This is a genomic window from Caballeronia sp. LZ035, from assembly GCF_031451175.1.
In the GTDB taxonomy this organism is placed as follows: Bacteria; Pseudomonadota; Gammaproteobacteria; order Burkholderiales; family Burkholderiaceae; genus Caballeronia.
Genome location: NZ_JARUXS010000002.1, coordinates 551,093 through 575,466 on the forward strand (window position 1 = coordinate 551,093; position 24,374 = coordinate 575,466).

Sequence of the window (24,374 nt, forward strand, 5' to 3'; positions counted from 1 at the left end):
AGACATGATCCGAACTCGTACTCAACGCGCCGTGGCGGGCCTGATGGCCGTCGCCATGGTGCTGCTGTCCGCTTGCGGCGGCCACGACGATACACCCGTGGCGCAAGACACCACCGTGCTCGTCTATATGATCGGCTCCAATCTGGAGTCGGGCGCCGATACCCCGAACGAAGGCGGCGCGGGCTCGCTCAATGTGAGCGAGATGCTGCTCGCGCAGGCGCCCGCCAACGCGAATATCGTCATCGAGACGGGCGGTGCCGCGCAGAGCTACCGGGTGGGCCCGGTGCCTGACTGGCGTAACGTACGTCGCTACAGCGTGGCAAACCAGAAGCTGACGGAACTCGCCAATCTCGGCGCCGTCGACATGGGTCAGCCCGAAACGCTCACCGACTTCATCACCTGGGCGAAGCAGAAGTACCCGGCGAAGAAGTATCGTCTGGTGCTGTGGGATCACGGCGGCGGCTGGACCGGTTATGGCGACGACGAAAACAGCGAACACGGGTTCACCCTCGCGCAACTCACGCAGTCCATCCAGGCAGCGGTCGCGGCGACCAACATTCACTTCGACGTGATCGGCTTCGATGCGTGTCTGATGGCGACCGTCGAAGTGGCGAACGCGCTGGCGCCTTACGCGGACTATCTGCTTGCCTCGGAAGAAAACGAGCCGGGCCCGGGCTGGAACTGGCAGGCACTGGTTCAGAACGCAACGGCGGACCCGAAGACCTTCGGGCAAGTTGTCGCCGATGCGTTCATCCTCAAGCAGGCGCAGGCACAGGAGCCGGCGGACGCATCCTCGACGCTCTCGCTCGTTGACCTCTCGAAGATCGGTGCGGTGCGCTCCGCGCTGGACACGCTTGCACAGCAGCTGTCTTCCGCGGTCACGGATGCGCAGAGCTGGCTCGTGGTGGCGCAGTCGCGTCTGGCTTCCACGTCGTTCGGCGGCGCGGACGAAACGGACATCGTCAATCTCGCTGCCCATCTGAGCGCAGGCGGCGTGGCCGCGCAGGCTGCGAACGCGCTTTCCGAGGCGACGGCCTCCGCCGTCGTCTACAAGAACAATGGACGCAATTTCAAGGACGCAGGCGGTCTGAGCGTGTACTTCCCGGCCAGCGCGCTGGACACCCGGACCCCGGCGAACTATGCCGCGATTTCGTTCGACGCCGGCTATCAATCCATGGTCGCATCGTTCTCGAAGAACGGTCTCGGATTTCCGGGTTCGGTCAGCATCGACACGACGGGCACCACGAACGCGCAATTCATGTTGAAGGTCACCAGCCCGTTCGGCATCCGCTCGCTGGACCGCGCGCTCCTCACGGTACCGCAGGCAGACGGCATGGCCATGATGGCGGGCACGGTACCCATCGGCATCGTGCCGACGGGTAGAGCGTCCAGCGTCATGACTGTCACGCGCACCGGCACGTGGATGACCTTGAACGGCTATCCTGTGGTGTTCATCGACAAACTCGGCAACGGTGACGACGACAAGACCGACCACCGTCGCTTCTACAACGTGCCCATCGAGGTGGATGGCGTGGCGGTCGCGCTGCGCGTGACCTTCGACGACGACGGCAATATCGTCCCGCTTGGCATCACCGACGGCAATGTGGACACGAGCCGCCTTCAGCCGCTCCCCGACGCGGGCAGCGAGATTCGCACGCTCGGCATCGAGTACGACACGGTGCATGGCAAGCTTGGCGGCCTGACGCCGAGCTCGCCTGTGTTCCAGGGCGGCAACTTCGTGTTCTCGACGACCACCGTGGCCGGAACGTACAACGAAGGCGTGTTCATCACGAGCATTCGCGGCGATTACACGCTTTCCGCGCTGTTCCCGCGTTCCTGATCCAACGCTGACCTGACGACAAATCGCCCGCTGCACGTGTGCAGCGGGCGATTCGTTTTGCAGCGTGGCGCGCTTACGCGCTGTGCCGTATGACGTGCGAGAAGTCGTCGCCTATCGAGGCATCGTTCGGCCGCGTGATGAGACTGCGACGCTTGAGTTCTTCGAAGGAACAGGCGTGGCCCAGCAGTCCGAGGCGATAGCTGTAGTCGTCTGCGTGTCCGCTCAGCAATACCTTCCAGCTGTAGCGCATGTGCGGCGCGATGGTGCGCGCGTGACGAAGGATGTTGGTGGTGCAGTTGTTGAAGAGCGTGTGGTAATGCTCGGGGTGCTCGTTGAGCTGGTTCACACGCAGCAGATAATCCTTGAACAAGGCGCGCGCGGTGTCCGGCGACACGTCGGCGCGATAAAGGTTGACGCGCTCGCGCCGCACGTCGGTACGCACGCCGATCAGATCGCGCTCGTCCGCCACCACGTAGATCAGATCATAGTTGCGGAAGAAACCTTTCCAGGTCGAGTAATGCTGGCCGATCCGCCGTCGGGTCTCGATCGAGATGGACAGATAGCGTCCGTCGTCGAAGCCGAAGCTCACGAAGACATGAGCAATCGAATCGTGCGCCCAGCGCGAAACCACCAGGTCCACGCTGTGCAGGCGGGCGAGGTCGTAGTCGGCATCGAAGTAGGAGGGCGTGTAGTCGTCTCGCGCGCGATATGTGAAATGGCGGACATTGCGGATGCGAACGATATCGTCACGCCAGATGGCGGAGGCGGTGCGCGCGTATTCTTCCACCCAGGCCGCTTCGTGTTTCACGCATGGCTCCACGACAGGTTCGCCACGAACAGCAGTTGCGCCAGCAGATTCAGCGCGACGAAACTCGCATGATAGATCTGATTGCGCGTGCGTATCGCAAAGAGGCAGCCGACCGCGAACGCGGCCGTCTTGACCCAGTACATGTCGCCGAGACTGGCGACGTGCAGTTCGCCCTTGATGAACGAATCGCCGATGTCGATCACGCTTTCAGCAAAGGCGAGGCCGAAGAACCAGGCGCGCCTCGACATGAAATAGTCGCGGTAATCGGCGTAGTCGCGCAAGCTGTCGGGGAACAGCATGGCGCACATCAGATAAATGATGAACGCGTAGAAGATCAGGTAGATATAAATGCCGAAAGTCCACACGGGAATTTCGCGCAGGTTGAATTCCCACCACCAGAACTGCAGGATGTTGAGAATCAACGAGGCGACCCATGCCATGTGGATCGGATAGATGTTCTTCTGCGAAGGATGCTGAATGGCGGCGCTGAGGCCCTTGAGCATGTGCGTCAGCCCGAGACTGACGATCATGCCCATCACGATCCGCACATGGGTGAACTTTTCCATGACGCGTGCCGGAGGCTAGCTGCGGCGCGCGCGGCGCGCCTGCCTCAGGCTGAGGGCCGCGAGTGCAAACCAGCCGATTGCCGGCGGATGAGTGACGACCCGCAACGCGCGTGCGTAGTCGAGCACGAGGCCGGGCGTCCATGCCATCGTATGCGCGCGGTGCCGGAGCTGCGCGGCGATCCATAATTCGGGCGTCGCCACGAGGCGAACCGCGTCCATCCAGCCGCCTTCGCGCCCGGCCGTGCCTTCGCGCGCCGCCGCGCGGGCTTCGGCCACCGTGCTCGACCCGGTGCGATGGGTGAGGTTGTAGATCTCGGTCGCCTTGTAGGTCCGGGCGAAGGCATCGAGGCGCGCGGCGTCGAAGCGGCGGAAGGTGATACGCGCCGTCGATTCACACCAGCTGGCAGCCTCTTCGGGATAGTTCGGCAGAAAACGTCCGGCCACGTTGTTCGATGCATCCGCGCGCAGCAGGCGGGCGAATTCCTCGGGCGAGCGGTCGATCTCCGCTGCGGGATAGAGACTCAGATAAAGCGCTCCCGCTTCGAGGGCGGCGTGGCCGGTCGAGATGACGCCATGCACATCCACCGCCGCGATATAGCGATCAACCACCGGACGGCTCAGCGCCTTGTTCTTGGCGGAGCCAACGGGCGTCCAGACGTGCACGATCATGGGTGAATCATGGGCTGCTTCGGGAACGGAGGCCAGCGCTGCTTCAGCCTTCGCGGCCTTGCGCAGACGCAGATACAGCCAGATCATCCGGCAGCCGCTCACGGCCATCCACATGCCGATGCAATAGGGCACCGTGCCGCGATAATGCGTCGGATACGGTTGAAAGAAAATGATCGCCAGCACGATGCTCGCGACGCCGAGCGCCATCGTGGAGCGCCAGTGGCGATATCGTACGACCCATGCCGCCGCAATCAGCAAGGCGCCTTCGAGCGCGAAGCCCGCACCGAAGATCATGGCGAGCAGAAAGTCGGAATAGCTGTGGCGCACGATCACCAATACGCCGATGAGCACGCCGATCAGACCTTTGACATAGCGAAAGCGCGTCTGAAGCGACAAGCCGCTCTTCGCCAGCACGATGGCAGCCAGGCCTTCTGCAGCCAGAAGCACACCGAAGCCTTGCAGCGGAAACCACAAGGCGCCGTCGAGCGCATCGGCGGTGACGAACGCGCCGATGCCGAGCCAGATCGCTCCCAGTACGAGCAGCTTGGGCAGATGCCGGCTGATATAGCGCGCGCCGAGCAGATGGAGCAGGAGTTGGATCATTTTGCGGCGCCTTCCGTGATCATGGAGGATTCGGCTTCGTGCGCGTCGGCCATGTCGCGACGCAGGCAGAGTTGCAGCGCTTCGATGGCGCGGGCATGGCGCAGCCGGGCGGCGCGCTGGCGTTTCGGATCACGGCCCGCCGCTTCGCTCTGCTGTTCCGCGCGGGCGCGGCGCTCGTCTTCGAGCAGCGAGGCGACGACCGCATCGCCGCGGCGGCTTTCATCGAGCAGTCGCACGAAGGCATGAACGTTTTCGATCGAGATCGAACGCGCCTTCTCGCCGATGGCGAGCGCGCGATTCCAGATGGACACGACGATGGCCGCGACCCAGACGAGCACGTTGGCGGGCACGATCCACGCCGGCAGCGGCAGGGCCTGTTCCGCGCCGTGCAGCCAGTTCGAGGCGCCGGCCGTGCCCGGTCCGCCGTTCGCGGACGACACCGCGCTTTCCAGCGCGTGATGCCGCGCCACTTCGATATCGACGCCTTTCGAGGCGAGCAACAAAGCCACGACGAACAGGATGATGCCGGCCACGAAGATGTTCTGCCGGTGCTCGCCTTCGTAGATCGAGCCGATCGCCTCGCGCAATGAATCGAGCATCAGAACGGACGCGACGATGGGCAGTTCCGCGCTGCCAAGGAAGTTCACGATGCCGTGATTGCCTCCCACCTGCGCATGCAGCATGGTCAGTACGGCGGTGACGAACACAGTAAGCACGACGCCGCCAATGGCATCGGCCAACACGGCCTTTTTCATGATGTGTAGAGCTTCCGGGTTTGAGCGATGAGGCCGGCGTCGTCGTGTCGAACGTTGCGGCCGCTACGAATCAGCTAACGGAAGATCGCGGCAGAACTTGAGCCCGCCGTTCCCGCTTCAGGCGGCTTGCCGTGAGCCCGCTCTGGCGTCTACGTTGCGGCGATTCCAGCGTGCCAGTGCCTTGGATGCGATGGGATAGGCCACGCCGCTGGCCACCGCATTCGCTTCCATCTCGCGCAGGAAGGCGGCCGTTTCCAGCGCCACCAGTTCGCGCTCGTTGTCGGAGGTGACGATATGGTAGGAGTCGTCGAGCCATACCGCGCGTGTTGTCGGTGCGCTGATCCGGTCCAGCACGCGCAGTGCGTTATGCGGGCTGGTGGTGTCGTCGTCGATGGCCTGCACGACGAGCGTTGCGGTGCTTACCGCTTCAATGCCCGCAGCCGCCGATGACATCAGACGCCCGCCTTCATGAATGGCCGTCAGCGAAAGCGACGGCGGACCGATCTCGCTCAGCGCATCGCGCGCGACGGCGCGCGCGACCTTGGCGCGCAGCGCCTCGTTGCGCAGGCCGAAAGGCGCCGACTCGCGATAGCGGTAATGTCGCCGCAGCGGCGTGTAATACATCAGGTTGATCAGATCGAGATACCACGGAATCGCCCAGCCGTCGAAGGCGAGCGAGACCGAGAGCAAGGCCAGTGAACGCGCGCGCGGACGATCCTGTGCGATCCGCAGCGCGAGGGTCGCGCCCATCGAGAGCCCGCCGATCGACACGTGGCGATAGCGCGCGGCGAGCAGGTCGAACTCGCGCAGTGCCGCTTCGATCCACTCCTCCATGTTGCCCTCGGACGAGTCGACGCTATAGCCGTTCAGCATGGGAATGCGGACGGTGAATCCCTTGTCGTTGAGGAAGCGCGCCAGGTAGCGCAATTCGAGCGGGGAACTCGACATGCCGTGGAACAGCAGGACCGCGTGCTCGTCTCCCGGCAGATGGATGGAACAGCGACGCCAGTCGTCGCTGGACGCTCCCGCCGATAGTTGAGCCGAGTGCGCGTGCTCCGGATCAGGGAGGGCCGCGTCCCGCTCCGGTCGCGGTGTTTCCCCGATGGCCCGATCCGCCAGGGAACGCGCGTTGTCGTGGCGAAGGAGGATCTCGTAGCGCGATCGCGCAACCGATCCGACAAGGCGCATGCCGTATCGGGCGCGCTGCAATGCCTCGATCATCAGAATCAGCGCAAGGGCGACGATCCCTGCACGCAGCGTGACGAACAGTTCGCTGGCATCGCTGCGCGGCACGACAAGCATTCCGCCGATGCCAAGGGCCAGCGCGAATGTCCAGATCGCAGGGGCCAGCCCGATCGCACATTCGATGAACACGGCAGCGGCGAACAGCGGCATGGCCGCGATCACGGAACCGGGCGATAACAGATAAATGGCCGCGCTCGCGCCGGCTGCGACGAGCAAGGCAGTCAGTGCGGCAAGCCGGCGTTTCTGGCCGTACGGAACCCAGCCGCGCAGATTCTGGATCTTCATGGTGATTGGTCGAAGCGGAGCATTCGCACGCCCGGCGTGTCGTTTCAGTCCTTGAGCAACTGATAATGGATCGGGTTGTCGTCGCATTGACCCGCGCCGCACTCGAGCACCGTGGAAAGAAGGTTGGCCGCGACCAGCAGCGCGAAGAGCACGTACATCGCGCGCGATGCCTTGCCGTTCCCGGATGCCTCGTGAATAGCCTGCCGTTCGCCGGCCGCGTCTTTCGCAAGGAACATCAGCGCGACATAGCACACGACACCGAGCGTCGCGATCAGCGACCACGTGTAGAAATGCAGGCCAAAAAGGGTCGAGCCGAAGCCCGCGTCACCGGGCGGCAAATGAAGCGAGACTTGCCGGATCGAGATGATTCCGGTAACGAGACTGCCGACGAGAATCATCGCGTAGTGCGCGCCGCGCTCGCCGACGCGCAAGTTGAACAAAAAACCCATGCCGATCGCGATGAAGCCAGCCCGTTGCAGGAGACACAGCGGACAGGGCAGCTCACCGTGCGCGAACTGATAGTAGAACGCGATCGCCAGTATCAGCGATATGCCAAGCAGGCCGAGCATGTTGAGCTTCCCTACGATCGATTCGAGGGGCGTGTCGGAGGTATCCATCGTCGCGTCAGAAAGAGAAGTTGAGCGGGTCGGTCGCGTGATGGAAGAACCATGCGATCGTCACCACGAGCGTGACGGTCCAGATTGCGTAGCTCCAGACCACGCGCGAGCGAAGACGGGAAACGCCCAGCAACACGCAGTTCGCGAGTGCCAGCAGAAAGGGCAGAAACATATACATGAGCGTGCGTTCCTCGATCGACCGGCTTGCGCGCGGTTGCGTCAGTTGACGATGGTCACCGGGATCTCGAGCGGTCCGCCTCGCGTGGAGGGCGCTGCGGCGGCGGGCATCGTGTTGAAGCGAATGTAGTCCGTCGAGCCGACCGTGGCGTTGTCGCTCGCCTTCACCGTGACGCGCTTGTAACCTGCGTATCTCGAACCCTTGCCTGCGGAAGTGACCAGCCACGACGGTGCATCGACGAGTTGCCAGCCCAGGCGGTAAGGCGTGGAGGCGTCGCCGGCGTAGACATCGACGGTGGTCGACTGTCCAGGCTTCAGCAGCAGCGGGGTGGGATTCTCCGCATCGATGGACTGATAGGTGCCGTTGTTCGCCAGCAGTCTCACATCGAAAACCGGTGGCGAGGCCGTGATCGTGTAGGGCTTCTCGTTGCGATAACCATAGAGCGACGCCGAATTGAACAGCACGGCCATCGGGAATGCGCCGGCTCGCTGGTAGAAGCCGAAGTTGCCGGACATTTCCTTCACCGTGACGCGCACGTCGTCGGGTTTGGCTTGAGGGCTGCCGTCGTTGGGAATGCGGAACAGGCCCCAGGCCGTCATCTGGACGCCGTTCACGGTGGTCGGATCGGCATCGAAAAGATCGCCGCCGTAGCTGAATCCGACCGAGGTCGCGTGCGAAAGCGAGAACTTGAGCTGTCCGTCCGACGACGAGTTGATGATGTTGACGGCGCTATAGGAATAGCTCGTCGCCACTTCGCTCGATACGCTGGCTTCCGGTCCCTTGTCGCCGACCTTCAGTCCCGCGCCCACTTTCTCCGAGCGCGACTTGTTGCGAACCAGGGTCGACGGCCATGAACCTTCGATGATGCCGGCCACGGAGCTATCGTTGCGTAGCACCGTGAGATCGAAGGCGAGGGTGTGGTCGTTGTTGAAGAAGCCGCAATAGCTGGAATCGCAGGCGCCTTTCACACGCGGATTGGCCGCCCATACCGCGCGCACGAGATAGTAGTCGTCGTTCAGATAGGAGTTGAGCCGGAAGACCGACAGGTTGAGCGTCACGTTGCCTGTGGCCTGGTCCGCGAAGTACGTGTTGGTGCGCGTGTTCAACTGGAGTGTCTGACGACTCGAACCGATCAGGGTCCATGCGTTGTCGTCCGGCAAGGCGAAGCCGGGCACCTGCGAGTCCTTCGCGACTGCGCGCAGCTGGGACTTCGCGGTGGCGACGGCGGTCATGCTCGCTCCGTTTCCGTTGGTCTGAGCCGCGCGCAACGTGGCAAGGCAGTCGTCGACCTGGGCATCGAGCTGGTCGGTGCTGCCTGCGTACGCGCATTCGGTCGGGGCGTTGCTGTCATCGGTCGAGCGGGCGAGTACGAAGCGTTGCGTGACCGCGTCGCCGCTCGACGTTCGCGGTGCGGACGATGCCGGCACCGAGTTGATCACCAGGCTGTCGGAGGCGGGATCGACGGCTTGCACGCCGTCGAGCGCGGCGAAGGTCGGCGCCTGGTCCGCCGGACTCCAGGGGTCGATTTCGGCATCGGCAACGATGGCGTAGCCGGCGTTGTAGTGGGCGATGACGGAGCACATATCGGCGCTGCGTGAGTCGACCTGGAAGATCGGATAGCCCGTTACATCGGCCACCGCGGCGGTCGACTGGCAACTGGCTGGCGCATTGATCATGGCCGAATTGACCGAAGCCGGCGTATGGTCAGTGCCGCCGCAGCCGGATAGCGCCGCGCTGGCGACGAAAAGGCCGATCCCGGCATGCGCGAGGACTTTGCGTTGCAACAGATCGATCAAGCGTGCGTCCGATTCCATTTTTGTTCTTCTTCCACGAATAGCATTGAATGGATTCAATAACGGCAAGCTTTCAGAAATCTGATGCAATTACTTAAAAGTTTTTCATTTGAAAGGTGTGGTGTCGGGAATGGCCGGATATTCGAGGCTGGCGATTGATACGGTGGAATGCGCGATTGAGCGTGCCAGTGACAGCGGCTTGGCGGAGGGTTGAATGGCCAGCAAGCTTGTCTCGATGTTCCGACGCTTAAGGCAAAAGCCGAGTCGCCGTTTGCCCGCTTTGTTTCAGAGCAGGTTCGGGGGTCGCTGGCCCTCGTTGGGGGCGCGCTCAGCTTGACCGCGCGTGTCCGCCGCCGACGGACTGGGCGCGGGAGGGGAAGGTCGATGCAACCCTTGCGGGACGTAAAAAAGCCCGTGAGCATAGTGCGACGCCCACGCACGAACCGGCGCTACAGAATAGCCTTCTTGTGCCGTTACCATTTGAATGGAAACGTCGACCCAGCCCCACATGAGCGCGTACGAGCTTCGTCTGATTGACGCAGAGCTTGCGCACTTGCGGATTGTTGTTTTTCTCGATCTGGCCCACGCATGTCCCGTTTTTCCGCCGCACTACTGGCGTCAACGGGTCACGCACATCCTGACCTCTCGACATCTGATGCCTGGTCAGTTGAACGCGATCTCAACCCTCTTTGCGAAGATCGATTCTCGAGTCGACAGTGTTAGCCTCGCCGCGTAGTCAATCGGTACGTGGATAAGGATTGATCGCTGCTCGCCCGGTGACCTCCAGATGTACTAATGCGGCGCCTTTGATGTGGCGGCGTCCTGGGCGCCCTTTCTCGCGGGCGGCTGCCTGGCTTTTGCCGACGACATGGTGGGTCTGATGAATGTCGATTCATTCGCCGGCGCGCACGCCGGACGGACTCTCTGTGTGCGACGGTGTGAGTGACGCCCCTTGAAGTCGGCGGCGATCTTGACGCCGTTCGGGATGATCGGGCTTTATGAACCCTGCGGCGTGATTGCCTCTGTGCTTGCGCTCCGGGTAGACACTGGCTGATCGCCCCGACGGGTGCCGAACGAAACAGAGAGGTGAGGCACGACCGGCTCGCGATGGTCATTCCACCGGAGCCGCAAGCGCGGCGCCCGGTGAAACCTTACTTCTGCGGCGCGCCGTCCCATGCAGGCAGCGTTGCACCGTGATAGACCTTCAGGATCGTCGAGGCGACATCGGCTTGCTGATAGCTGTCCACGATTGTTTTCACCCACGGCGCCCGTGCGTCCTTCGCGTTCACGGCGATGAAATTGCGATACGGATTGCCCGGCACGCTCTCCTGTGCAATGCGCTCCTGCGGAATCCTGATACCGGCCTTGATGGCCCAGTCGGTGTTGACCACGGCGGCATCGAGGTCGCCAATGGCGCGCCCCACGATGCCTGCATCGAGCTCCTTGATCTGCACATGCTTGGGATTGCTGGCGATATCGCGCGCGGTCGGCAGCGGGCCGACCTTGTCGCGCAGCTTGATGACGCCATTGGCCTGCAAAAGCAGAAGGGCGCGGCCTTCGTTGCTCGGGTCGTTCGGCACGCCGATGGCCGCGTTCTGCGGCAGGTCCGCCACTGATTTCACCTTGCGCGAATAGAGTCCGATCGGCTGCACATAGGTGAACCCGACCGGCACGATGTCGTAGTGGCGCGCCTGAATCTGTGCATCGAGATACGGCTTGTGCTGGAACGAATTGGCGTCGAGGTCGTGCTGCGCGAGGGCCTCGTTGGGCTGGGTGTAGTCCGAGAAGGTCGTGATCTTCACCGTGATGCCTTGCCTCGCCGCATTGGCTGCGACCGCGCGCCAGACGTCCTCGTCCTCGCCCGACATGATGCCGACTCGAACGGTCTGGCTCGCTGCCTGCACCGGCTGCACACAGGCCACGCCCCAGGCAAGAAGGATCGAAAGCAATGCGGACTTCATCGGCGTGGTGGTCTTCATATGCAGGCGTGGTCAGTTGGAAGAGAGGTGATGCTAGTGCGGTGCGCGCAGGGTCGCAAATAACTTCGAACGCTATGGATATCTCGCGTTGCTTGCATCGCGTGCAGAGGACGCTATCGGCGTTCGTGCTTTCCTTTCCATGCGCGCGCTGCTAAGCGTGTGACAAATGCGCGTTTGGGGACGCCCGTGGCGAACACTAGAATCGCTGGTTTTCACGTTCCGCCAGCCGCTCCGCCATGCCTCGCCACATCCGCCTGAATGCCTTCATGATGAATTGCGTCGGACATCTTGCGCCCGGTCAGTGGACGGCGCCCGACGACCGTTCGGTCGGCTATCTCGACACTGACTACTGGGTCGATCTGGCGCAAGTGCTCGAGCGAGGCCTGTTCGACGGTCTGTTCCTGGGCGACGTCACCGGCATCTACGACGTGTTCGGCGATAGCCCCGCGGCGGCGCTGCGTACCGCCGCGCAAGTGCCGATGAACGATCCGGTCCCGCTGATCCCGCTGATGGCGCATGCGACGCGACATCTCGGCTTCGGCGTCACGGTTTCCGTGGCTTACGAGTCGCCGTATCTGCTCGCGCGGCGCTTCACGACGCTCGATCATCTGACTCGTGGCCGGGTCGCCTGGAACGTGGTGACGTCCTATCTGCAGAGCGGCGCGCGCAGTCTCGGTCAGACGGAACTGCGCGCCCACGATGAACGCTACGATCGCGCTGACGAGTTCCTGGAGGTTTGCTATCGGCTTTGGGAAGGAAGCTGGCAGGAGGGCGCGGTCACGCGCGACCGGCAGCGCGGTGTGTACGCCGATCCCGAACGGGTGCGCCCGATCGTGCATAAAGGCCGCTACTTCGAAAGCGAAGGGATCTTCCAATGCGAACCGTCGCCGCAGCGCACGCCACTGTTGTTTCAGGCCGGCGGATCGGCGCGCGGCACACGTTTCGCGGCACGCCACGCCGAGTGCATCTTTCTCGGCGCGCCGACGCGCAATGGCCTGCGCTCCTCGGCCCGCGCCATGCGTGCGGAACTGGAGCAGGCAGGACGCGCACCGGACAGCGCTCAGCTTTTCGCCATGCTCACCGTGATCGTCGACGAGACAGCCCAGCGGGCGCAGGAACGCTACGAAGCGTACAGGCAACGGGCGAGCCATGACGGGGCGCTTGCGTTGCTCTCGGGCTGGACGGGAATCGACCTGTCACGCTATCGGCCAGACGACACCCTGAGCTATGTCGATACGGACGCCGGCCAGTCGGCGCTCGCGTCCTTCAGCAAGCTCGACCCCGAGCGCGAATGGACTGTGCGCGACGCCGTGGAGTTCGTGGCGATCGGCGGAAGAGGCGCCGTGGTGGTCGGCGATGCCGCGCAAGTCGCGGACGAACTGCAGTCGCTCATGGAAGACACGGGCATCGATGGTTTCAATCTCGCGTGGGTGGAGTCGCCGCGCACCTTCCACGATGTCGTCCAGTATCTCGTGCCTGAGCTTCAGCGGCGTGGGGCTTACAAGACCGCCTATGCCGAAGGCACGCTGCGCGAGAAGCTGCTGGGCGAGGGCCCTTATCTGCAAGCGCCGCATGTGGGCGCAAGCTTCCGCTGAGGCTGCAAGAATTCCTGGACGGCCAAGGCACGCCGAGCGACATACTCGGCCATGAATGTCGCAGCGACGCTTACAGCGACAACATCGTCGTCGTTAGCATCGCCGCAATCTCGATTGTGCCTCGCAGAACGGCGACGCATACCTGGATGCCCGACTGCTGTCCCCTCTGACCGACTGATCGAGCATGCCGAAAATTCCGCGCTTCTCATCGTTTTCCGCCATCCGGTCGCGCGCTTCCGTGAAGCCCGACCCACAAGCGCCCGCTTCGCCGCGACGCCGGATGCTGGGCGGTCTCGCGCTGTCGGCAGTCGTGACGCCGCACGCGCATGCCGCCTCCGCACTTTTGCAGCCGCTCAGCGTCGAGCCGTGGACACGTGTACCCGGCGCACCGATTCTCGACCCGCCCTATGGTCAACCGTCACCGCACGAGTCCGGCGTCGTGCGTCGTGCGGCGCGTGCGTGGCCGGTGCCGGGCGCGGCTTCGTCGCTGACGCCCCTGGCCGATCTGCACGGCTCGATCACTCCGAACGGGCTCGTCTATGAGCGCCATCATGCCGGCGTGCCGGATATCGATCCGGATCGGCACCGGCTGGTGATCCATGGTCTCGTGCGTGAGCCCAAGCTGTTCACGATGGACGACGTGCTGCGGCTGCCTTCCGAATCTCGCGTGCACTTCCTGGAATGTTCGGGCAACACCGCGAGCGAATGGAAAGGGCCGAGCGGCTTGCCTGTGCAACTCACGCACGGTTTGTTGTCGTGCTGCGAGTGGACCGGCGTCCGGCTTTCGACGTTGATCGAGGCCGCTGGCGGCTTCGCTACGAACGATGGCCAGGAACCCCGCTGGATCCTCGCGGAGGGCTCGGATGCGGCGGCGATGACGCGCAGCCTGCCACTCGATCGCGTGCTCGATCATGCGCTCGTCGTGTACGCGCAAAACGGCGAGCGTCTGCGGCCGGAGAACGGCTATCCGCTGCGGCTTCTGGTCCCCGGCTTCGAAGGCAATACCCATGTCAAGTGGCTGCGCAGGCTGAAGCTCGTCGATGCCCCGCTCGAAACGCGCGAGGAGACGTCAAAGTACACGAACTTGCTGGCCGACGGCCGCGCCCGCCAGTTCGTGTTCGAGATGGACGCGAAATCGGTCATCACACGGCCCTCGCCCGGGCACACGCTGACGATTCATGGCTATTACCCGATCGTAGGGCTGGCCTGGTCGGGACGCGGCGCTATCCGAGGAGTCGACGTGTCCGTCGATGGCGGGCGATCATGGCAACCGGCGCGGCTCGATGGCCCGGTGCGTGATCGTGCGCTCACCCGTTTTCATTCCGGATGGGTGTGGAACGGTGAACCGGCCACGATCCTCTCGCGGGCGACGGATTCGACCGGGTATGTCCAGCCAACACGCGAAGCGCTGGTTGCCGCGCGCGGCTTGAACTCGAACTACCACTACAACGGCATCCAGCAATGGCGCATCGGCGCCGATGGCAGCGTGAAAAATGCATAGCGACGCCGTTCCAAACCTGCGTTCCCTGCGCCCTTTGATTGTGGGTCTGACGGTACTCTCTCTGGCGGCCTGCTCGGGTCCGTCCCGAGACGGACGTGCTTCGCATGGCACGGCCGCAGATGCGACGCCGCGCGCCGCCATCAGCGCCATCGGCACGCCCGTGAGCGCCGCGGACATCGCCGCATGGGACATCGATGTCGCACCTGACGGTCACGGCCTGCCTGTGGGCAGCGGCGACGTGGCGACCGGTGCACGGATCTTCGCGGCGAAGTGCGCCGCGTGCCATGGTGCGAAAGGCGAGGGCGTGCTCGGCGACCAGCTGGTCGGCGGGCGCGGCACGCTCACGAGTGCGAAGCCGGTGCGCACGGTCGGCAGCTACTGGCCGTACGCGACGACACTCTTCGATTACATCCGCCGCGCAATGCCGTATGACGCGCCGCAATCGTTGAGCGCGGACGAGGTGTATGCGCTGAGCGCGTGGATCCTGAATCAGAACGGCGTCGTTCCCGACGACACGCTTCTCGATGCCCGTTCGCTGGCTGCCATCCGCATGCCCAATCGCGATGGATTCGTTCCAGACCCGCGGCCGGGACATCTTTGAACGGGATGCCGGCGGCTTACGCGTGCCCGCCGTTGTGCCCGAACGCCGGTGGTTCATGAGGCCGGGCGCAATCGAGCGAGTTTCCGCGAGTTGAAGTAACTTGACCCGCTACCTCACTCCCTCCTTCATCCCCGCGATGCCACACTCCCGACAACTCCATCTCGGCGCGTTCATGCGTCCGGTCAGCCTGCACACCGGCGCATGGCGCTATCCCGGCGCGTATCCCGATGCCAACTTCAACTTCCGGCATCTGAAACAGTTCGTCCAGAAGCTCGAGCACGCCTGCTTCGATGCCTTCTTCATGGCCGATCATCTCGCCGTGCTCAACATGTCCGTGGACGCGCTCAAGCGCAGCCATACCGCGACATCGTTCGAGCCGTTCACGCTGCTGTCCGCGCTCGCGTCGGTGACGGAACGCATCGGGCTGGTCGCGACGGCGTCGACCACCTTCGACGAGCCGTATCACATCGCACGGCGTTTCGCGTCGCTCGATCATCTGAGTGAAGGGCGCGCGGGCTGGAATCTCGTCACCACGTCGAATCCGGATGCGGCACGAAACTTCGGCCGCGAGGAGCACATGGAGCACGACGAACGCTATCGACGCGCGCGCGAGTTCTACGACGTCGTGACGGGTCTGTGGGACAGCTGGGCCGACGACGCATTCGTCCGCGACACCGAAAGCGGCCTCTTCTTCGATCCGGACAAGCTGCACGTGCTCGATCATAAGGGGCCGTATCTGTCGGTGCGCGGGCCGTTGAACATCGCGCGGCCGGTGCAGGGCTGGCCAGTGGTGGTGCAGGCGGGGTCGTCGGACGCGGGCAGGCAGCTTGCCGCCGAGACTGCCGATGCGGTCTTCACGGCGCAGCCGAATCTCGCGGCGGCCAGGCGCTTCTATGCCGATGTCAAAGGCCGCATGGAACGCGCCGGCCGCGCGCGCGAGCATCTGAAGATCTTGCCTGGCGCGTTCGTTGTCGTAGGCGATTCGCGTGACGAAGCGCAGGAGAAGCGCGCCTTGCTCGACACCTTCGTGCACGACGACAGCGGCTTCGCTTCATTGTCGATTGCGCTCGGCCACGATGTCTCGTCGTTCGATCCCGATGGCCCGCTGCCCGAGATTCCCGAGACCAACGCAAGCAGAAGCGCACGCGAACGCGTGATCGAGATGGCGCGCACGGAAGGGCTGACGGTTCGGCAACTGGCGCAGCGCGTCGGCGGCTATTCCGGCTTGCAGATGGTGGGAACCGCGCAGGAGATCGCCGACGAGATGGAGCAATGGCTCGTCGAGGAGGGCAGCGACGGATTCAACGTCATGTTCCCGTCTCTGCCCGAAGGCCTCGATGATTTCGTCAGGAAGGTGGTGCCCGAGCTGCAACGGCGCGGTCTCTTTCGGCGCGCATACGAGGGCACGACCCTGCGGGAGCATCTTGGCTTGCCGAGGCCGGGCAACCGCTTCTTCGAGCGCCGCTGATGCGCACGGCCACGCTCAGAACGCGCGGTCTTCCACGAGATGCGTCCTCACGACCTCGAGCCTGCCGTGCCCTTGCCAGGTGAGTTGGACATCCCAACACGCGTCTGCCTGTGATGCAAAGGGTTAACCCCGGTATAAAGTTTATGTTTCTGTAAGCTATCTTTTGTACGACATAAGCAATTCGAACCTGAGAGAGCAGCACCGCCACATTGAATGGAACGGTGCCAATACGACAGAGCCCACAGGGCCAATTCGAGGAACAACCCGCTGTATCGAGGTGTCGATCAGCGGGTTATTTTTGCAGGCGTAAAGATGTCAAGCTTGACCGGACAGGAAGAAATGACGCTCGTCGAACGACAGATCGCGGAATGCTGGCGGTTATCGGATCAATGCCATGAGCGCTTGCTCGCAGCACGCGAAGACGGCATGCACCTCGAGCGAACCGAGCGAGAATTTCAACTTCTTCACGCGCGTCGCGCCGAACTGGAGCAAAGGCGTACGCAGCTTCTCAATCAATGTGCAGCCCTGCGGGCGAGGAGTGAGCCGGGCTGAATCGGCTGCGACTCAAACACGGTGCCTCGCCGGAACCGCGTCTTGCAAAATCTGGTCTCGGACCACTCGCGCAAGAGATGGTGGTTACTGATTGGACAGCGACAAGGTTTCCTCATTCTCCCCATGCCGGTTGCGTAGCGTCTGGATCGTCTGAGCGAGTTCCAACGGCATCGTGCGCTTCCTGCCGATTCGTCCCTACGTGCCGTCATCGCCGGGCCGTTCGCCCTCGCCTGCGCGACCAGCCGCGGTCACCGCATCGACCTCGATGCATCCGCCATTCGGTTTGCCTCCATAAGATGTCAGTGCAGCAACTGACACGACTGGACGCCTCATCGTCGCGATGCCACACGTCAGGATCGACACCCCTGGCCTCTCAGGCATCCAGGCCGAAAGAGAAGGACCCCAAGCACCGTAAAGTATGAGAAATGCCCGCATAATGGCGTTGCCGTCCGCGTAGCGGGCGTGTCACACCAGCAGGAGCAGCATGCGCTTATCAACCATCACGAACTGGGCCTATGCGGTGACCGTGACCCTCACGCTCGCCTCGGGCGCTGCCATGCTGGCGGCATCGTCGGCCCAGGAGACAGAGCGGGCAGCCGTCGCGCAACGCTATGCGCTCGACCAGGCGACCTCCAACCTCGACGTGGAAGTCAACACACTCAGTGCGCTTGCCCGGCAGTACGTGGTGAGCGGACATCCCACCGACCTCGCCGCCTATCAACATGAACTGTCGTCGCTTGGCGCGGTCGAGGAGCGCACGCGTCATATCGCCGATGCCGGTGCGCGCGCCGATGAACTCGATGCGCTGCACGACGCCCTGCGTCTGGCCGACGGGATGCGCGACATCGAACGGGCTGCGCTCGCCGCTGCCTCGGCCGGCGACCGGAACAAGGCGATCGACATCGCTTTTTCCACGGAATTCGGACGTGAGCTCGAACGCATACGTCAGGACGTCGAGCGCTTTCAGTATCGTCTCGATCAACGGACCGACCTCGCGGTGCAACGCGCCGAAGAAGTAGCAAGAGCGTGGCGGCTCGTGGCGGAGTCGATGCTGGTCGTGACCGGACTCGTGTTTCTCTTCGTGCTGTACTTCATTTTCCGCCGGCGTGTGCTGCATCCGGTCGTCAAGCTGAGCGACGTGGTGAACCGGCTGGCCGCTCAGGACTTCGCGGTGGAACCGCCGCGCTATGACCGGATCGACGAGATCGGCGACATGGCGCAGGCATTGCGCGTGTTTCGCGAAAACGGCCTGGTGCGCCAGCGTCTGGAGCGTGAGCGAGAGGCCGATCGCGCCATGCGTGACGCGCTGTCGCGCATGACTCAGCGGCTGCATGGCTGCAACGACACCCAAGACCTGATCGGGGTCGTCGAGCGGTTCACACCCGAACTTCTGCCGCAGACGAGCGGCCGGCTGTATTTGCTGGACGCGGATCGAAATGTGATGGTGGCCGCCTGTTCCTGGAAAGACCCCCAACATTCAGCAACCGAATTCCCGGCGGATGCATGCTGGGGCATTCGTCGGGGCAGCCTGCATCGTCCGGTGGGCCATCAGCTCGACGTACCGTGTGCGCATTTGCAGCTTCGAGGCGACGTCATTCCCGATTCATGCTGCCTGCCGCTTGCAGGGCAGCACGGTGCGCTCGGCATGCTTTATCTCGAACACGAGAAGGGTGCGCAGCAAGAGAGTTCGTTCGACGAGTACCTGCGCATGCTTGCGGAGAACGTGGGGCTGGCGCTGGACAATCTGCATCTGCGCGATACGCTGCGCGAACTCGCAATGGCCGATTCCCTGACCGGTTTGCGCAATCGGCGGCAGCTGGATCTCTGGCTCCGCGATGAACTCACGGAGCCTGCGCGGGCAGGTCTGGAGTTGTCGTGCGCGATGATCGACATCGATTACTTCAAGCGTTTCAACGACGACCACGGGCACGACGCAGGGGACGCCGTCTTGCGCGCCGTAGGTCGCGTGCTGCGGCAGACGGCCCGTGATGCGGACCTCGTGTTTCGCTACGGGGGAGAGGAGTTCGTGGTTCTGATGGTGGGCCTCGGTCCCGAAGAGGCGGTGCTTCGGGCCGAAGCGCTTCGCGCGAGCATTGCTGCGCTGGCCGTCGATCACGATGGCCAGGCGCTGGGTCCTGTTACGGCATCGATCGGGGTAGCGAGCGCGCCCGAAGAATGTTCGAGGGCAGCGCTGATGCAGGTTGCCGACGAAGCACTCTTCGAAGCAAAGCGCAAAGGCAGGAACCGGGTTGAAAGGGCGGTACGGGCGCGTCGGTTCAGTGCGCGAGTCTGACGGCTGCGGCGCCGGCCTCAGTCTGCGGTCCGTCGTTCAACTCGAGATCAGCACGACCGTCTGGCTCGGCACCAGCACCGCGCTGATCGCGTTGTTCTGATTGTGCGAGGTCGGCGTGGTCAGCCGCACGGCGAGATTGCCGCCGATGAGCACCTGCGTGCTGCCTGCGTCGAAGCGTGCCGGCTCCATGATGAGCCCCGACATCACGCGGCCCTTATCACCGTTGGTAAAGCGGTATCTCGGGTCCCATGTTGAGGGCGGGTGCGTCGCAGACGAGCACAGTCTCGGCGGGCGTCGGCGTCAGGCTGCCCACGATCGGCGGGATGGTCTGCTCGTTCAAACAGACTTCACAGGTGCGCGTGAGCGTGAGCCGCCACGCGCGCGGCACCACCTTGATTCTGACCTTCGAGGGTCAGGTAGCAGGTCATCGGCATGATCAATCTCCAGTGAGTGTTGGGGTTGACGGCCGGACGGGCTATCGTGCGCTTGCCATTTTCGGTGTCGTTGAGCGCATGAGTACGGATTAAGGTCGTGCGGTTGCGGCTTCGTTGCGGGACCGTCGCGGCGTGTCACATCCGAAACACGGCCGAAATGACCATTCGGGGTTTGCTGGCGGGCGTGGGCTGTGTGCTGATGGCGGCTGCGGCGTGCGCCCTTGCCGCGAACAGGATCTCCGGGAGCCCGGCGCTTCTCTCGCTGAGCGTCGTGTCCGCCGGCGGCGAGGCGGGTCTCGGTGCGTTCTTTTCACCATGCCGGATGACCAGAGTGACGGACACTGGTGACTGCAATCGGCGAGTTATCGACTTGGCGTGCCTTGAGCGCGACCGCATTCGTGATCTGCTGGAAGTACATGATTCGCCGCTCCAGAACGCATCGACCGATTGCAAGGCAGAGATCGTCAACTGCCCCGATAAGTCCCGAACGTCCACGGCGAGCAAAGCAGCGGCACGTGATAATGCTCGGCCGCTTCGGCCACGGTAAACCGCACGGGCACGATATCCGCGAACACGTCCGGTGTCTTGAAGTAATCCGCCACGTGAAAGCGCAGTTCGAAGTCGCCCGCACGCGCCTTGTCCGCGGGCAGGATCGGCGTGTCGGTGCGGCCGTCGCGATTCGTCTGCATGCGGGCGATGAGCGCCGGCGGTTGCATCGCCATGTCGTAGAGTTCGATCTGCATGCCGGCCGCGGGTTTGCCGAGCGCGACGTCGAGTACGTGAGTCGTGATGCCTGCTGCCATGATGCGGTTCTCCTTGCGTCTCGCGCCGCGTCAGCTGCCGCGATAGTAGTTGTAGCTCCAGGGTCCGAACAGCACGGGCAAGTGAATGCGCTGGCTTGCGTCGGTCACGCGAAAGCGCACCGGAATCTTCGACAGGAACAAAGGCTGCGACAGCCTGGCCTTGCGCGCGGCGAAGTAGTCGTCCGCGTGCAACAGCAATTCATAGGTACCCGCGCGGTATTCGTCGCCGATCAAAAGCGGCGGTTCGCTTCGACCGCTTGGCGCGAGCGCGATGGTCTTGAGCAACTGCGGCTTGCCGCTTTCCACGCGGAACAACTCGACACGCATGCCCGCTGCGGGCGTACCGTGCCACGTATCCAGCGCGTGCATGGTGAGCCGCGGGCTCAGGCCGTCCTGCTGAACAGGACCACCGGTCTGATTGGGCGCTGTCTGCGCCTGCGCGCCGAGCGGGCTTGCCGCCATCAACACACTGCCGCCGAGCGCGACCGCGAAGCGCCGCCGTCCTGCGTCGAAAGTCGAATCGTCTTGCATGATCGATCAAGCCTCCTGTTTGTTCTTGTCGCGCAGGGTGCGGATGAAGAGGATCACCAGCACGGCCGCCATGATTTCGATGAGCGCCACCAGATACAGTCCCGCCGACACCTTGCCGGTCGCGTTCTTGATGAGGCCCATCACATAGGGCGCGCCGAAGCCCGCGAGATTCGACACCGAGTTGATCAGCGCCACGCCGACGGCCGCTGCGCTCCCCGCAAGATAGCGGTTCGGCAATTGCCAGAACACGGGAATCGCGCTCATGGTGCCGATCAGCGATGCGGTCATGGCGAGCAGCGCGATCATCGGCGGGAGGGCGTTCATGCTCATCAGCACCGCGAGCAGCACCATCGCGATGCCGCCCACGAGCGCCGCGCCGCTGAAGTGCCAGCGCACTTCGTTGCTGCGGTCCGAGTGCGCGCCGTTGACGATCATGCCGACCGCGCCGCACAGATACGCGACCGCTGCGATCCAGCCCACCGCCATCGGCGTATTGATGCCGAGGTCCTTGATGATGGTCGGAATCCAGAAGGTCAGCGTGGAATTGGCGCACAGCAGGCAGAAGAAAATTGCAATCAGCAGCCACACCTTGCGGTTCGTGAAGAGCTCGCGCACCGAGTGGCCGCGTTCGCCCATTGCCGCGTTATCGCGCTCGAGTGCGTCCTGCACGACGCGCTTTTCCGCGTCGCTGAGCCAGCGCGCCTGCTCGGGTTTGTCCGTCATGTAGAAGAACGCGAAGATCCCGGCGAGCACCGAAGGAATGCCTTCGATGACGAACAGCCATTGCCAGCCGTGCATGCCATTCATGCCGTTCATCGACGTCATGATCCAGCCGGCGAGCGGGCCGCCGAGCACGCCCGCGATGGCGGAAGCCGACATGAAGGTGCCGAACGCGCGTGCGCGCCGCTGCGACGGATACCAGTAGGTCAGGTACAGGATCACGCCGGGATAGAAACCGGCTTCGAATGCGCCGAGCAGGAAGCGCAGGATATAGAACTGCGTGGGCGTCGAGACGGTTGTCTGCAGCATGCAGATCACGCCCCAGCAGATCGTGATGCGCATGATGGTCTTCTTGGCGCCGATCTTCTGCAGGAGCATGTTCGACGGCACTTCGAACAGGAAGTAGCCGAGAAAGAAGATGCCTGCGCCCAGACCGTACACCGCTTCGCTGAAATGCAGCGTGTCCAGCATCTGCAGCTTGGCGAAGCCGATATTCACGCGATCCAGCCACGCGAGCACCCACAACACGCCGAGAAACGGCAGCAGGCGCCACGATACCTTGCGATAGACGCTGGCTTCCGCGCTTTCCGCAACGGCCTCGAAGACCGGCATCTCTTGCTTGATGAGCGACATGGTTTCTCCTTTCCAGTCGGTTTGCGCTGCACGGTTCTGGCGCATTGCCCGGGACGTTTGCCCGAAGCGTCGGCTGATCGTGCGGCGTGATGGATGCAGTATGGAAATCGCCAAAAGAAACGCCTACGCGGGCAGACCGATTTAGCCTATAGCAATCAAAATATGGGCCGCGCAACCTTGTGCGGCGGGGCTCCGCGCAAGATGACGGAGTGCGGCTGCCTGCTCATGGATTACCCTAGCGCGCCGCTTGACCGCTCTGGCGCAGGCAAAATACACGATCACTCATGCTTTTCCTCGCTGCAGGGGGCACCATGAACCGCGCCGACGACCCGTTCGACACTTATCTGCTGCGCGTGCTGTGCGCGCTGATCGCCGAACGCAGCGTGTCGCGCACCGCCATCCGCATGAACCAGTCGCAGCCCGCCATCAGCGCGGCGCTGAAGCGTTTGCGCGCGATCTTCAACGATCCGCTGCTCACGCGCGAAAAGAACGTCATGGTGCCCACCGAACGCGCGCTGCAACTCGCGCAGAGCGCGCAAGCGGCGTTGAGCGCGCTCGACAACCTGCTCGTATCCGACGACCATTTCGATCCCGCGACGACCGAACAAAGCTTCACCGTCGGCATGCCGGACTATCTTGCGCCGCCTTTTTTCGCCCAGGTGGTGCGCGAATTCCGGCGTGTTGCACCACGCGCGCGCATTGCTGCCATGCCGCTGTCGGCGTCGTTCAACTATGAGGAGGCGTTGTCGGAAGGCTCGGCGGATATCGTCATCGGCAATTGGCCGAACCCGCCGGAGCATCTGCACCTGTCCGTCCTGCTGGAAGACGATGTGGTATGCGTCGTCGCGCAGGACAGCGTCCATGCGAAAGCAGGCAAGTTCGATGCCGAGGACTATCTGAGCGCGTCGCACATCGTGCCGGCGCCGTACTCGCGCGACCAGCGCGGCGTGGTGGAAACCGGACTGAGCACGATGCGCGTGCATCGCGACAACCGCGTGACCTGTCCGTACTTCAATCTCGCGCCGAGCCTGATTCCCGGCACCGACCTGATCCTGACGACCGGGCGTCACTTCGCCAATTACCACGCGCAGCATTTGCCGCTCGCCGTGCTCAAGCCGCCGATCGAGTTTCCATTCATGCGCTTCTATCAGCTATGGCATCCGTCGCGGCATCGGTCGGCCTCGCATGTGTGGCTGCGCGGCCTGCTCACGACGGCGGCGCAGACCTTGCGCGATCTGCGCGACATGCATCGCGGCTAGCGTATTTGCATTTGTTATGCGGTTCATAGGACGGCGCTCGTCGCCGCCGCGGCGCGCGCTTCCTATACTCGACGCGACAGTCAAGCACAGGAGACGCAAGCCCATGTCATCGTCGATCAACCTACGCGCCGTCGACGCACTCGATCGCGACGCATTCGTGCAGGCCTTCGGAAGCGTGTTCGAACATTTTCCGCAGGCCGCCGTCGGTGCGTATGAGCAGCGCCCGTTTGCATCGGTCTCGGCCTTGCATGAAGCGATGATGAACGTGGTCCGTCATCTCGACGTGGATGCGCAGCGCGCCTTTCTGAACCGGCACCCGCTGTTGTCGGGCGCCAATGTTCGCGCCGGCACCATGACCGCGGATTCGGATGCCGAGCAGAAAAGCGCCGGCCTAGGCGAGCTGACGAGCGAGGAGGACGCGTTGCTCGACCGGCTCAATGCCGTCTATCTGGCGCGACACGGTTTTCCGTTCATCGTGTGCGTGCGGCATTACACGCGTGAAGGCATTTTCAGTGCTTTCGAGCGACGCATTGCGCGTAGCACCCGTGACGAACTGGATGAAGCGTTGGCTCAGATCGCAGCGATCACGCATGCGCGATTGAACGCGCGGCTGAGTTGAAGAATCGAAGCGCGCCGAAGCGCAACA

Annotated in this window: 23 protein-coding genes; 9 read left to right on the plus strand and 14 right to left on the minus strand. The window is 63.4% G+C overall.

Annotated elements, in window-relative coordinates; translation table 11 throughout:
- Positions 1-4 precede the first annotated feature (4 nt).
- Positions 5-1,840 carry a clostripain-related cysteine peptidase gene (locus tag QCE88_RS18070; RefSeq protein ID WP_309904588.1) on the plus strand — a complete coding sequence of 612 codons (1,836 nt, stop codon included), beginning with the start codon at positions 5-7 and terminating at the stop codon, positions 1,838-1,840.
- A 73-nt stretch (positions 1,841-1,913) separates the two neighbouring features.
- Here the strand turns inward: QCE88_RS18070 and QCE88_RS18075 are convergent, their stop codons facing one another.
- From QCE88_RS18075 to QCE88_RS18115, 9 genes are all read right to left on the minus strand, one after another.
- A complete protein-coding gene (locus tag QCE88_RS18075) occupies positions 1,914-2,648 on the minus strand; it encodes a DUF4105 domain-containing protein (RefSeq protein WP_309904590.1) in 735 nt (244 codons plus the stop codon).
- Positions 2,645-3,214: a hypothetical protein gene (locus QCE88_RS18080; RefSeq protein ID WP_309904592.1), complete on the minus strand. Its 570-nt coding sequence runs from the start codon at positions 3,212-3,214 to the stop codon at positions 2,645-2,647. The genes QCE88_RS18075 and QCE88_RS18080 overlap by 4 nt, the downstream gene beginning before the upstream one ends.
- 15 nt (positions 3,215-3,229) lie before the next feature.
- Positions 3,230-4,486: an MFS transporter gene (locus tag QCE88_RS18085; protein ID WP_309904594.1), complete on the minus strand. Its 1,257-nt coding sequence runs from the start codon at positions 4,484-4,486 to the stop codon at positions 3,230-3,232.
- Positions 4,483-5,241 carry a hypothetical protein gene (locus QCE88_RS18090; protein WP_309904596.1) on the minus strand — a complete coding sequence of 253 codons (759 nt, stop codon included), beginning with the start codon at positions 5,239-5,241 and terminating at the stop codon, positions 4,483-4,485. The genes QCE88_RS18085 and QCE88_RS18090 overlap by 4 nt, the downstream gene beginning before the upstream one ends.
- A 117-nt stretch (positions 5,242-5,358) precedes the next feature.
- A complete protein-coding gene (locus QCE88_RS42065; protein ID WP_409018160.1) occupies positions 5,359-6,771 on the minus strand; it encodes an alpha/beta hydrolase in 1,413 nt (470 codons plus the stop codon).
- 44 nt (positions 6,772-6,815) lie between these two features.
- On the minus strand, positions 6,816-7,388 hold the full coding sequence (locus QCE88_RS18100; RefSeq protein WP_309904598.1) for a disulfide bond formation protein B: 573 nt from the start codon (positions 7,386-7,388) through the stop codon (positions 6,816-6,818).
- Positions 7,389-7,395: 7 nt separating this feature from the next.
- A complete protein-coding gene (locus tag QCE88_RS18105) occupies positions 7,396-7,566 on the minus strand; it encodes a DUF5993 family protein (protein WP_309904599.1) in 171 nt (56 codons plus the stop codon).
- A gap of 41 nt (positions 7,567-7,607) precedes the next feature.
- A complete protein-coding gene (locus tag QCE88_RS18110; protein WP_309904601.1) occupies positions 7,608-9,380 on the minus strand; it encodes a hypothetical protein in 1,773 nt (590 codons plus the stop codon).
- Between the two features lie 1,130 nt (positions 9,381-10,510).
- On the minus strand, positions 10,511-11,338 hold the full coding sequence (locus tag QCE88_RS18115; RefSeq protein ID WP_309904603.1) for a MetQ/NlpA family lipoprotein: 828 nt from the start codon (positions 11,336-11,338) through the stop codon (positions 10,511-10,513).
- A 236-nt stretch (positions 11,339-11,574) separates the two neighbouring features.
- On the opposite strand from QCE88_RS18115, the gene QCE88_RS18120 reads away from it, so the two are divergent.
- The 5 genes from QCE88_RS18120 (at position 11,575) to QCE88_RS18140 (ending at position 17,055) form a co-directional block, all read left to right on the plus strand.
- Positions 11,575-12,933: an LLM class flavin-dependent oxidoreductase gene (locus QCE88_RS18120; protein WP_309904605.1), complete on the plus strand. Its 1,359-nt coding sequence runs from the start codon at positions 11,575-11,577 to the stop codon at positions 12,931-12,933.
- Positions 12,934-13,213: 280 nt separating this feature from the next.
- Positions 13,214-14,434, plus strand: coding sequence for a sulfite dehydrogenase (gene soxC, locus QCE88_RS18125; protein ID WP_309906495.1), 1,221 nt, complete (start codon positions 13,214-13,216; stop codon positions 14,432-14,434).
- On the plus strand, positions 14,427-15,035 hold the full coding sequence (locus QCE88_RS18130; protein ID WP_309904607.1) for a cytochrome c: 609 nt from the start codon (positions 14,427-14,429) through the stop codon (positions 15,033-15,035). The genes soxC and QCE88_RS18130 overlap by 8 nt, the downstream gene beginning before the upstream one ends.
- Positions 15,036-15,171: 136 nt before the next feature.
- Positions 15,172-16,503, plus strand: a complete 1,332-nt coding sequence (locus QCE88_RS18135) for an LLM class flavin-dependent oxidoreductase (protein WP_309904609.1) — start codon at positions 15,172-15,174, stop codon at positions 16,501-16,503.
- Positions 16,504-16,842: 339 nt separating this feature from the next.
- Positions 16,843-17,055: a hypothetical protein gene (locus QCE88_RS18140; protein WP_309904611.1), complete on the plus strand. Its 213-nt coding sequence runs from the start codon at positions 16,843-16,845 to the stop codon at positions 17,053-17,055.
- An 84-nt stretch (positions 17,056-17,139) separates the two neighbouring features.
- Here QCE88_RS18140 and QCE88_RS42070 read toward each other — a convergent pair whose 3' ends face one another.
- Positions 17,140-17,226 carry a hypothetical protein gene (locus QCE88_RS42070; protein ID WP_409018188.1) on the minus strand — a complete coding sequence of 29 codons (87 nt, stop codon included), beginning with the start codon at positions 17,224-17,226 and terminating at the stop codon, positions 17,140-17,142.
- A 313-nt stretch (positions 17,227-17,539) separates the two neighbouring features.
- Here QCE88_RS42070 and QCE88_RS18145 point away from each other — a divergent pair, with 313 nt between their 5' ends.
- A complete protein-coding gene (locus QCE88_RS18145; protein WP_309904613.1) occupies positions 17,540-19,348 on the plus strand; it encodes a sensor domain-containing diguanylate cyclase in 1,809 nt (602 codons plus the stop codon).
- 36 nt (positions 19,349-19,384) lie between these two features.
- On the opposite strand, the gene QCE88_RS18150 is transcribed toward QCE88_RS18145, so the two are convergent.
- The 4 genes from QCE88_RS18150 to QCE88_RS18165 all read right to left on the minus strand — a co-directional run bounded on the left by QCE88_RS18150 (position 19,385) and on the right by QCE88_RS18165 (position 22,469).
- Complete coding sequence (locus tag QCE88_RS18150; RefSeq protein WP_309906496.1) at positions 19,385-19,630, minus strand: PAAR-like domain-containing protein; 246 nt, start codon at positions 19,628-19,630, stop codon at positions 19,385-19,387.
- 616 nt (positions 19,631-20,246) lie between these two features.
- Positions 20,247-20,585, minus strand: coding sequence for a hydroxyisourate hydrolase (uraH, locus tag QCE88_RS18155; protein ID WP_309904616.1), 339 nt, complete (start codon positions 20,583-20,585; stop codon positions 20,247-20,249).
- Positions 20,586-20,615: 30 nt separating this feature from the next.
- Positions 20,616-21,116, minus strand: coding sequence for a hydroxyisourate hydrolase (locus tag QCE88_RS18160; RefSeq protein WP_309904618.1), 501 nt, complete (start codon positions 21,114-21,116; stop codon positions 20,616-20,618).
- A gap of 6 nt (positions 21,117-21,122) precedes the next feature.
- Positions 21,123-22,469: an MFS transporter gene (locus QCE88_RS18165; protein ID WP_309904620.1), complete on the minus strand. Its 1,347-nt coding sequence runs from the start codon at positions 22,467-22,469 to the stop codon at positions 21,123-21,125.
- Positions 22,470-22,780: 311 nt separating this feature from the next.
- Between QCE88_RS18165 and QCE88_RS18170 the strand changes: the two genes are divergently transcribed.
- Complete coding sequence (locus QCE88_RS18170) at positions 22,781-23,728, plus strand: LysR family transcriptional regulator (protein WP_309904622.1); 948 nt, start codon at positions 22,781-22,783, stop codon at positions 23,726-23,728.
- Positions 23,729-23,831: 103 nt separating this feature from the next.
- Positions 23,832-24,347: a 2-oxo-4-hydroxy-4-carboxy-5-ureidoimidazoline decarboxylase gene (gene uraD / locus QCE88_RS18175; protein WP_309904625.1), complete on the plus strand. Its 516-nt coding sequence runs from the start codon at positions 23,832-23,834 to the stop codon at positions 24,345-24,347.
- Positions 24,348-24,374 lie beyond the last annotated feature (27 nt).

Coding starts and splice junctions, on each gene's coding strand:
- QCE88_RS18070 (WP_309904588.1), top strand. CDS start 5: ATGATCCGAACTCGTACTCAACGCGCCGTGGCGGGCCTGATGGCCGTC.
- QCE88_RS18080 (WP_309904592.1), bottom strand. CDS start 3,214: ATGGAAAAGTTCACCCATGTGCGGATCGTGATGGGCATGATCGTCAGT.
- QCE88_RS18085 (WP_309904594.1), bottom strand. CDS start 4,486: ATGATCCAACTCCTGCTCCATCTGCTCGGCGCGCGCTATATCAGCCGG.
- QCE88_RS18090 (WP_309904596.1), bottom strand. CDS start 5,241: ATGAAAAAGGCCGTGTTGGCCGATGCCATTGGCGGCGTCGTGCTTACT.
- QCE88_RS42065 (WP_409018160.1), bottom strand. CDS start 6,771: ATGAAGATCCAGAATCTGCGCGGCTGGGTTCCGTACGGCCAGAAACGC.
- QCE88_RS18100 (WP_309904598.1), bottom strand. CDS start 7,388: ATGGATACCTCCGACACGCCCCTCGAATCGATCGTAGGGAAGCTCAAC.
- QCE88_RS18105 (WP_309904599.1), bottom strand. CDS start 7,566: ATGTATATGTTTCTGCCCTTTCTGCTGGCACTCGCGAACTGCGTGTTG.
- QCE88_RS18110 (WP_309904601.1), bottom strand. CDS start 9,380: ATGGAATCGGACGCACGCTTGATCGATCTGTTGCAACGCAAAGTCCTC.
- QCE88_RS18115 (WP_309904603.1), bottom strand. CDS start 11,338: ATGAAGACCACCACGCCGATGAAGTCCGCATTGCTTTCGATCCTTCTT.
- QCE88_RS18120 (WP_309904605.1), top strand. CDS start 11,575: ATGCCTCGCCACATCCGCCTGAATGCCTTCATGATGAATTGCGTCGGA.
- soxC (WP_309906495.1), top strand. CDS start 13,214: ATGCTGGGCGGTCTCGCGCTGTCGGCAGTCGTGACGCCGCACGCGCAT.
- QCE88_RS18130 (WP_309904607.1), top strand. CDS start 14,427: ATGCATAGCGACGCCGTTCCAAACCTGCGTTCCCTGCGCCCTTTGATT.
- QCE88_RS18135 (WP_309904609.1), top strand. CDS start 15,172: ATGCCACACTCCCGACAACTCCATCTCGGCGCGTTCATGCGTCCGGTC.
- QCE88_RS18140 (WP_309904611.1), top strand. CDS start 16,843: ATGACGCTCGTCGAACGACAGATCGCGGAATGCTGGCGGTTATCGGAT.
- QCE88_RS42070 (WP_409018188.1), bottom strand. CDS start 17,226: ATGCCGTTGGAACTCGCTCAGACGATCCAGACGCTACGCAACCGGCAT.
- QCE88_RS18145 (WP_309904613.1), top strand. CDS start 17,540: ATGCGCTTATCAACCATCACGAACTGGGCCTATGCGGTGACCGTGACC.
- uraH (WP_309904616.1), bottom strand. CDS start 20,585: ATGGCAGCAGGCATCACGACTCACGTACTCGACGTCGCGCTCGGCAAA.
- QCE88_RS18160 (WP_309904618.1), bottom strand. CDS start 21,116: ATGCAAGACGATTCGACTTTCGACGCAGGACGGCGGCGCTTCGCGGTC.
- QCE88_RS18165 (WP_309904620.1), bottom strand. CDS start 22,469: ATGTCGCTCATCAAGCAAGAGATGCCGGTCTTCGAGGCCGTTGCGGAA.
- QCE88_RS18170 (WP_309904622.1), top strand. CDS start 22,781: ATGAACCGCGCCGACGACCCGTTCGACACTTATCTGCTGCGCGTGCTG.
- uraD (WP_309904625.1), top strand. CDS start 23,832: ATGTCATCGTCGATCAACCTACGCGCCGTCGACGCACTCGATCGCGAC.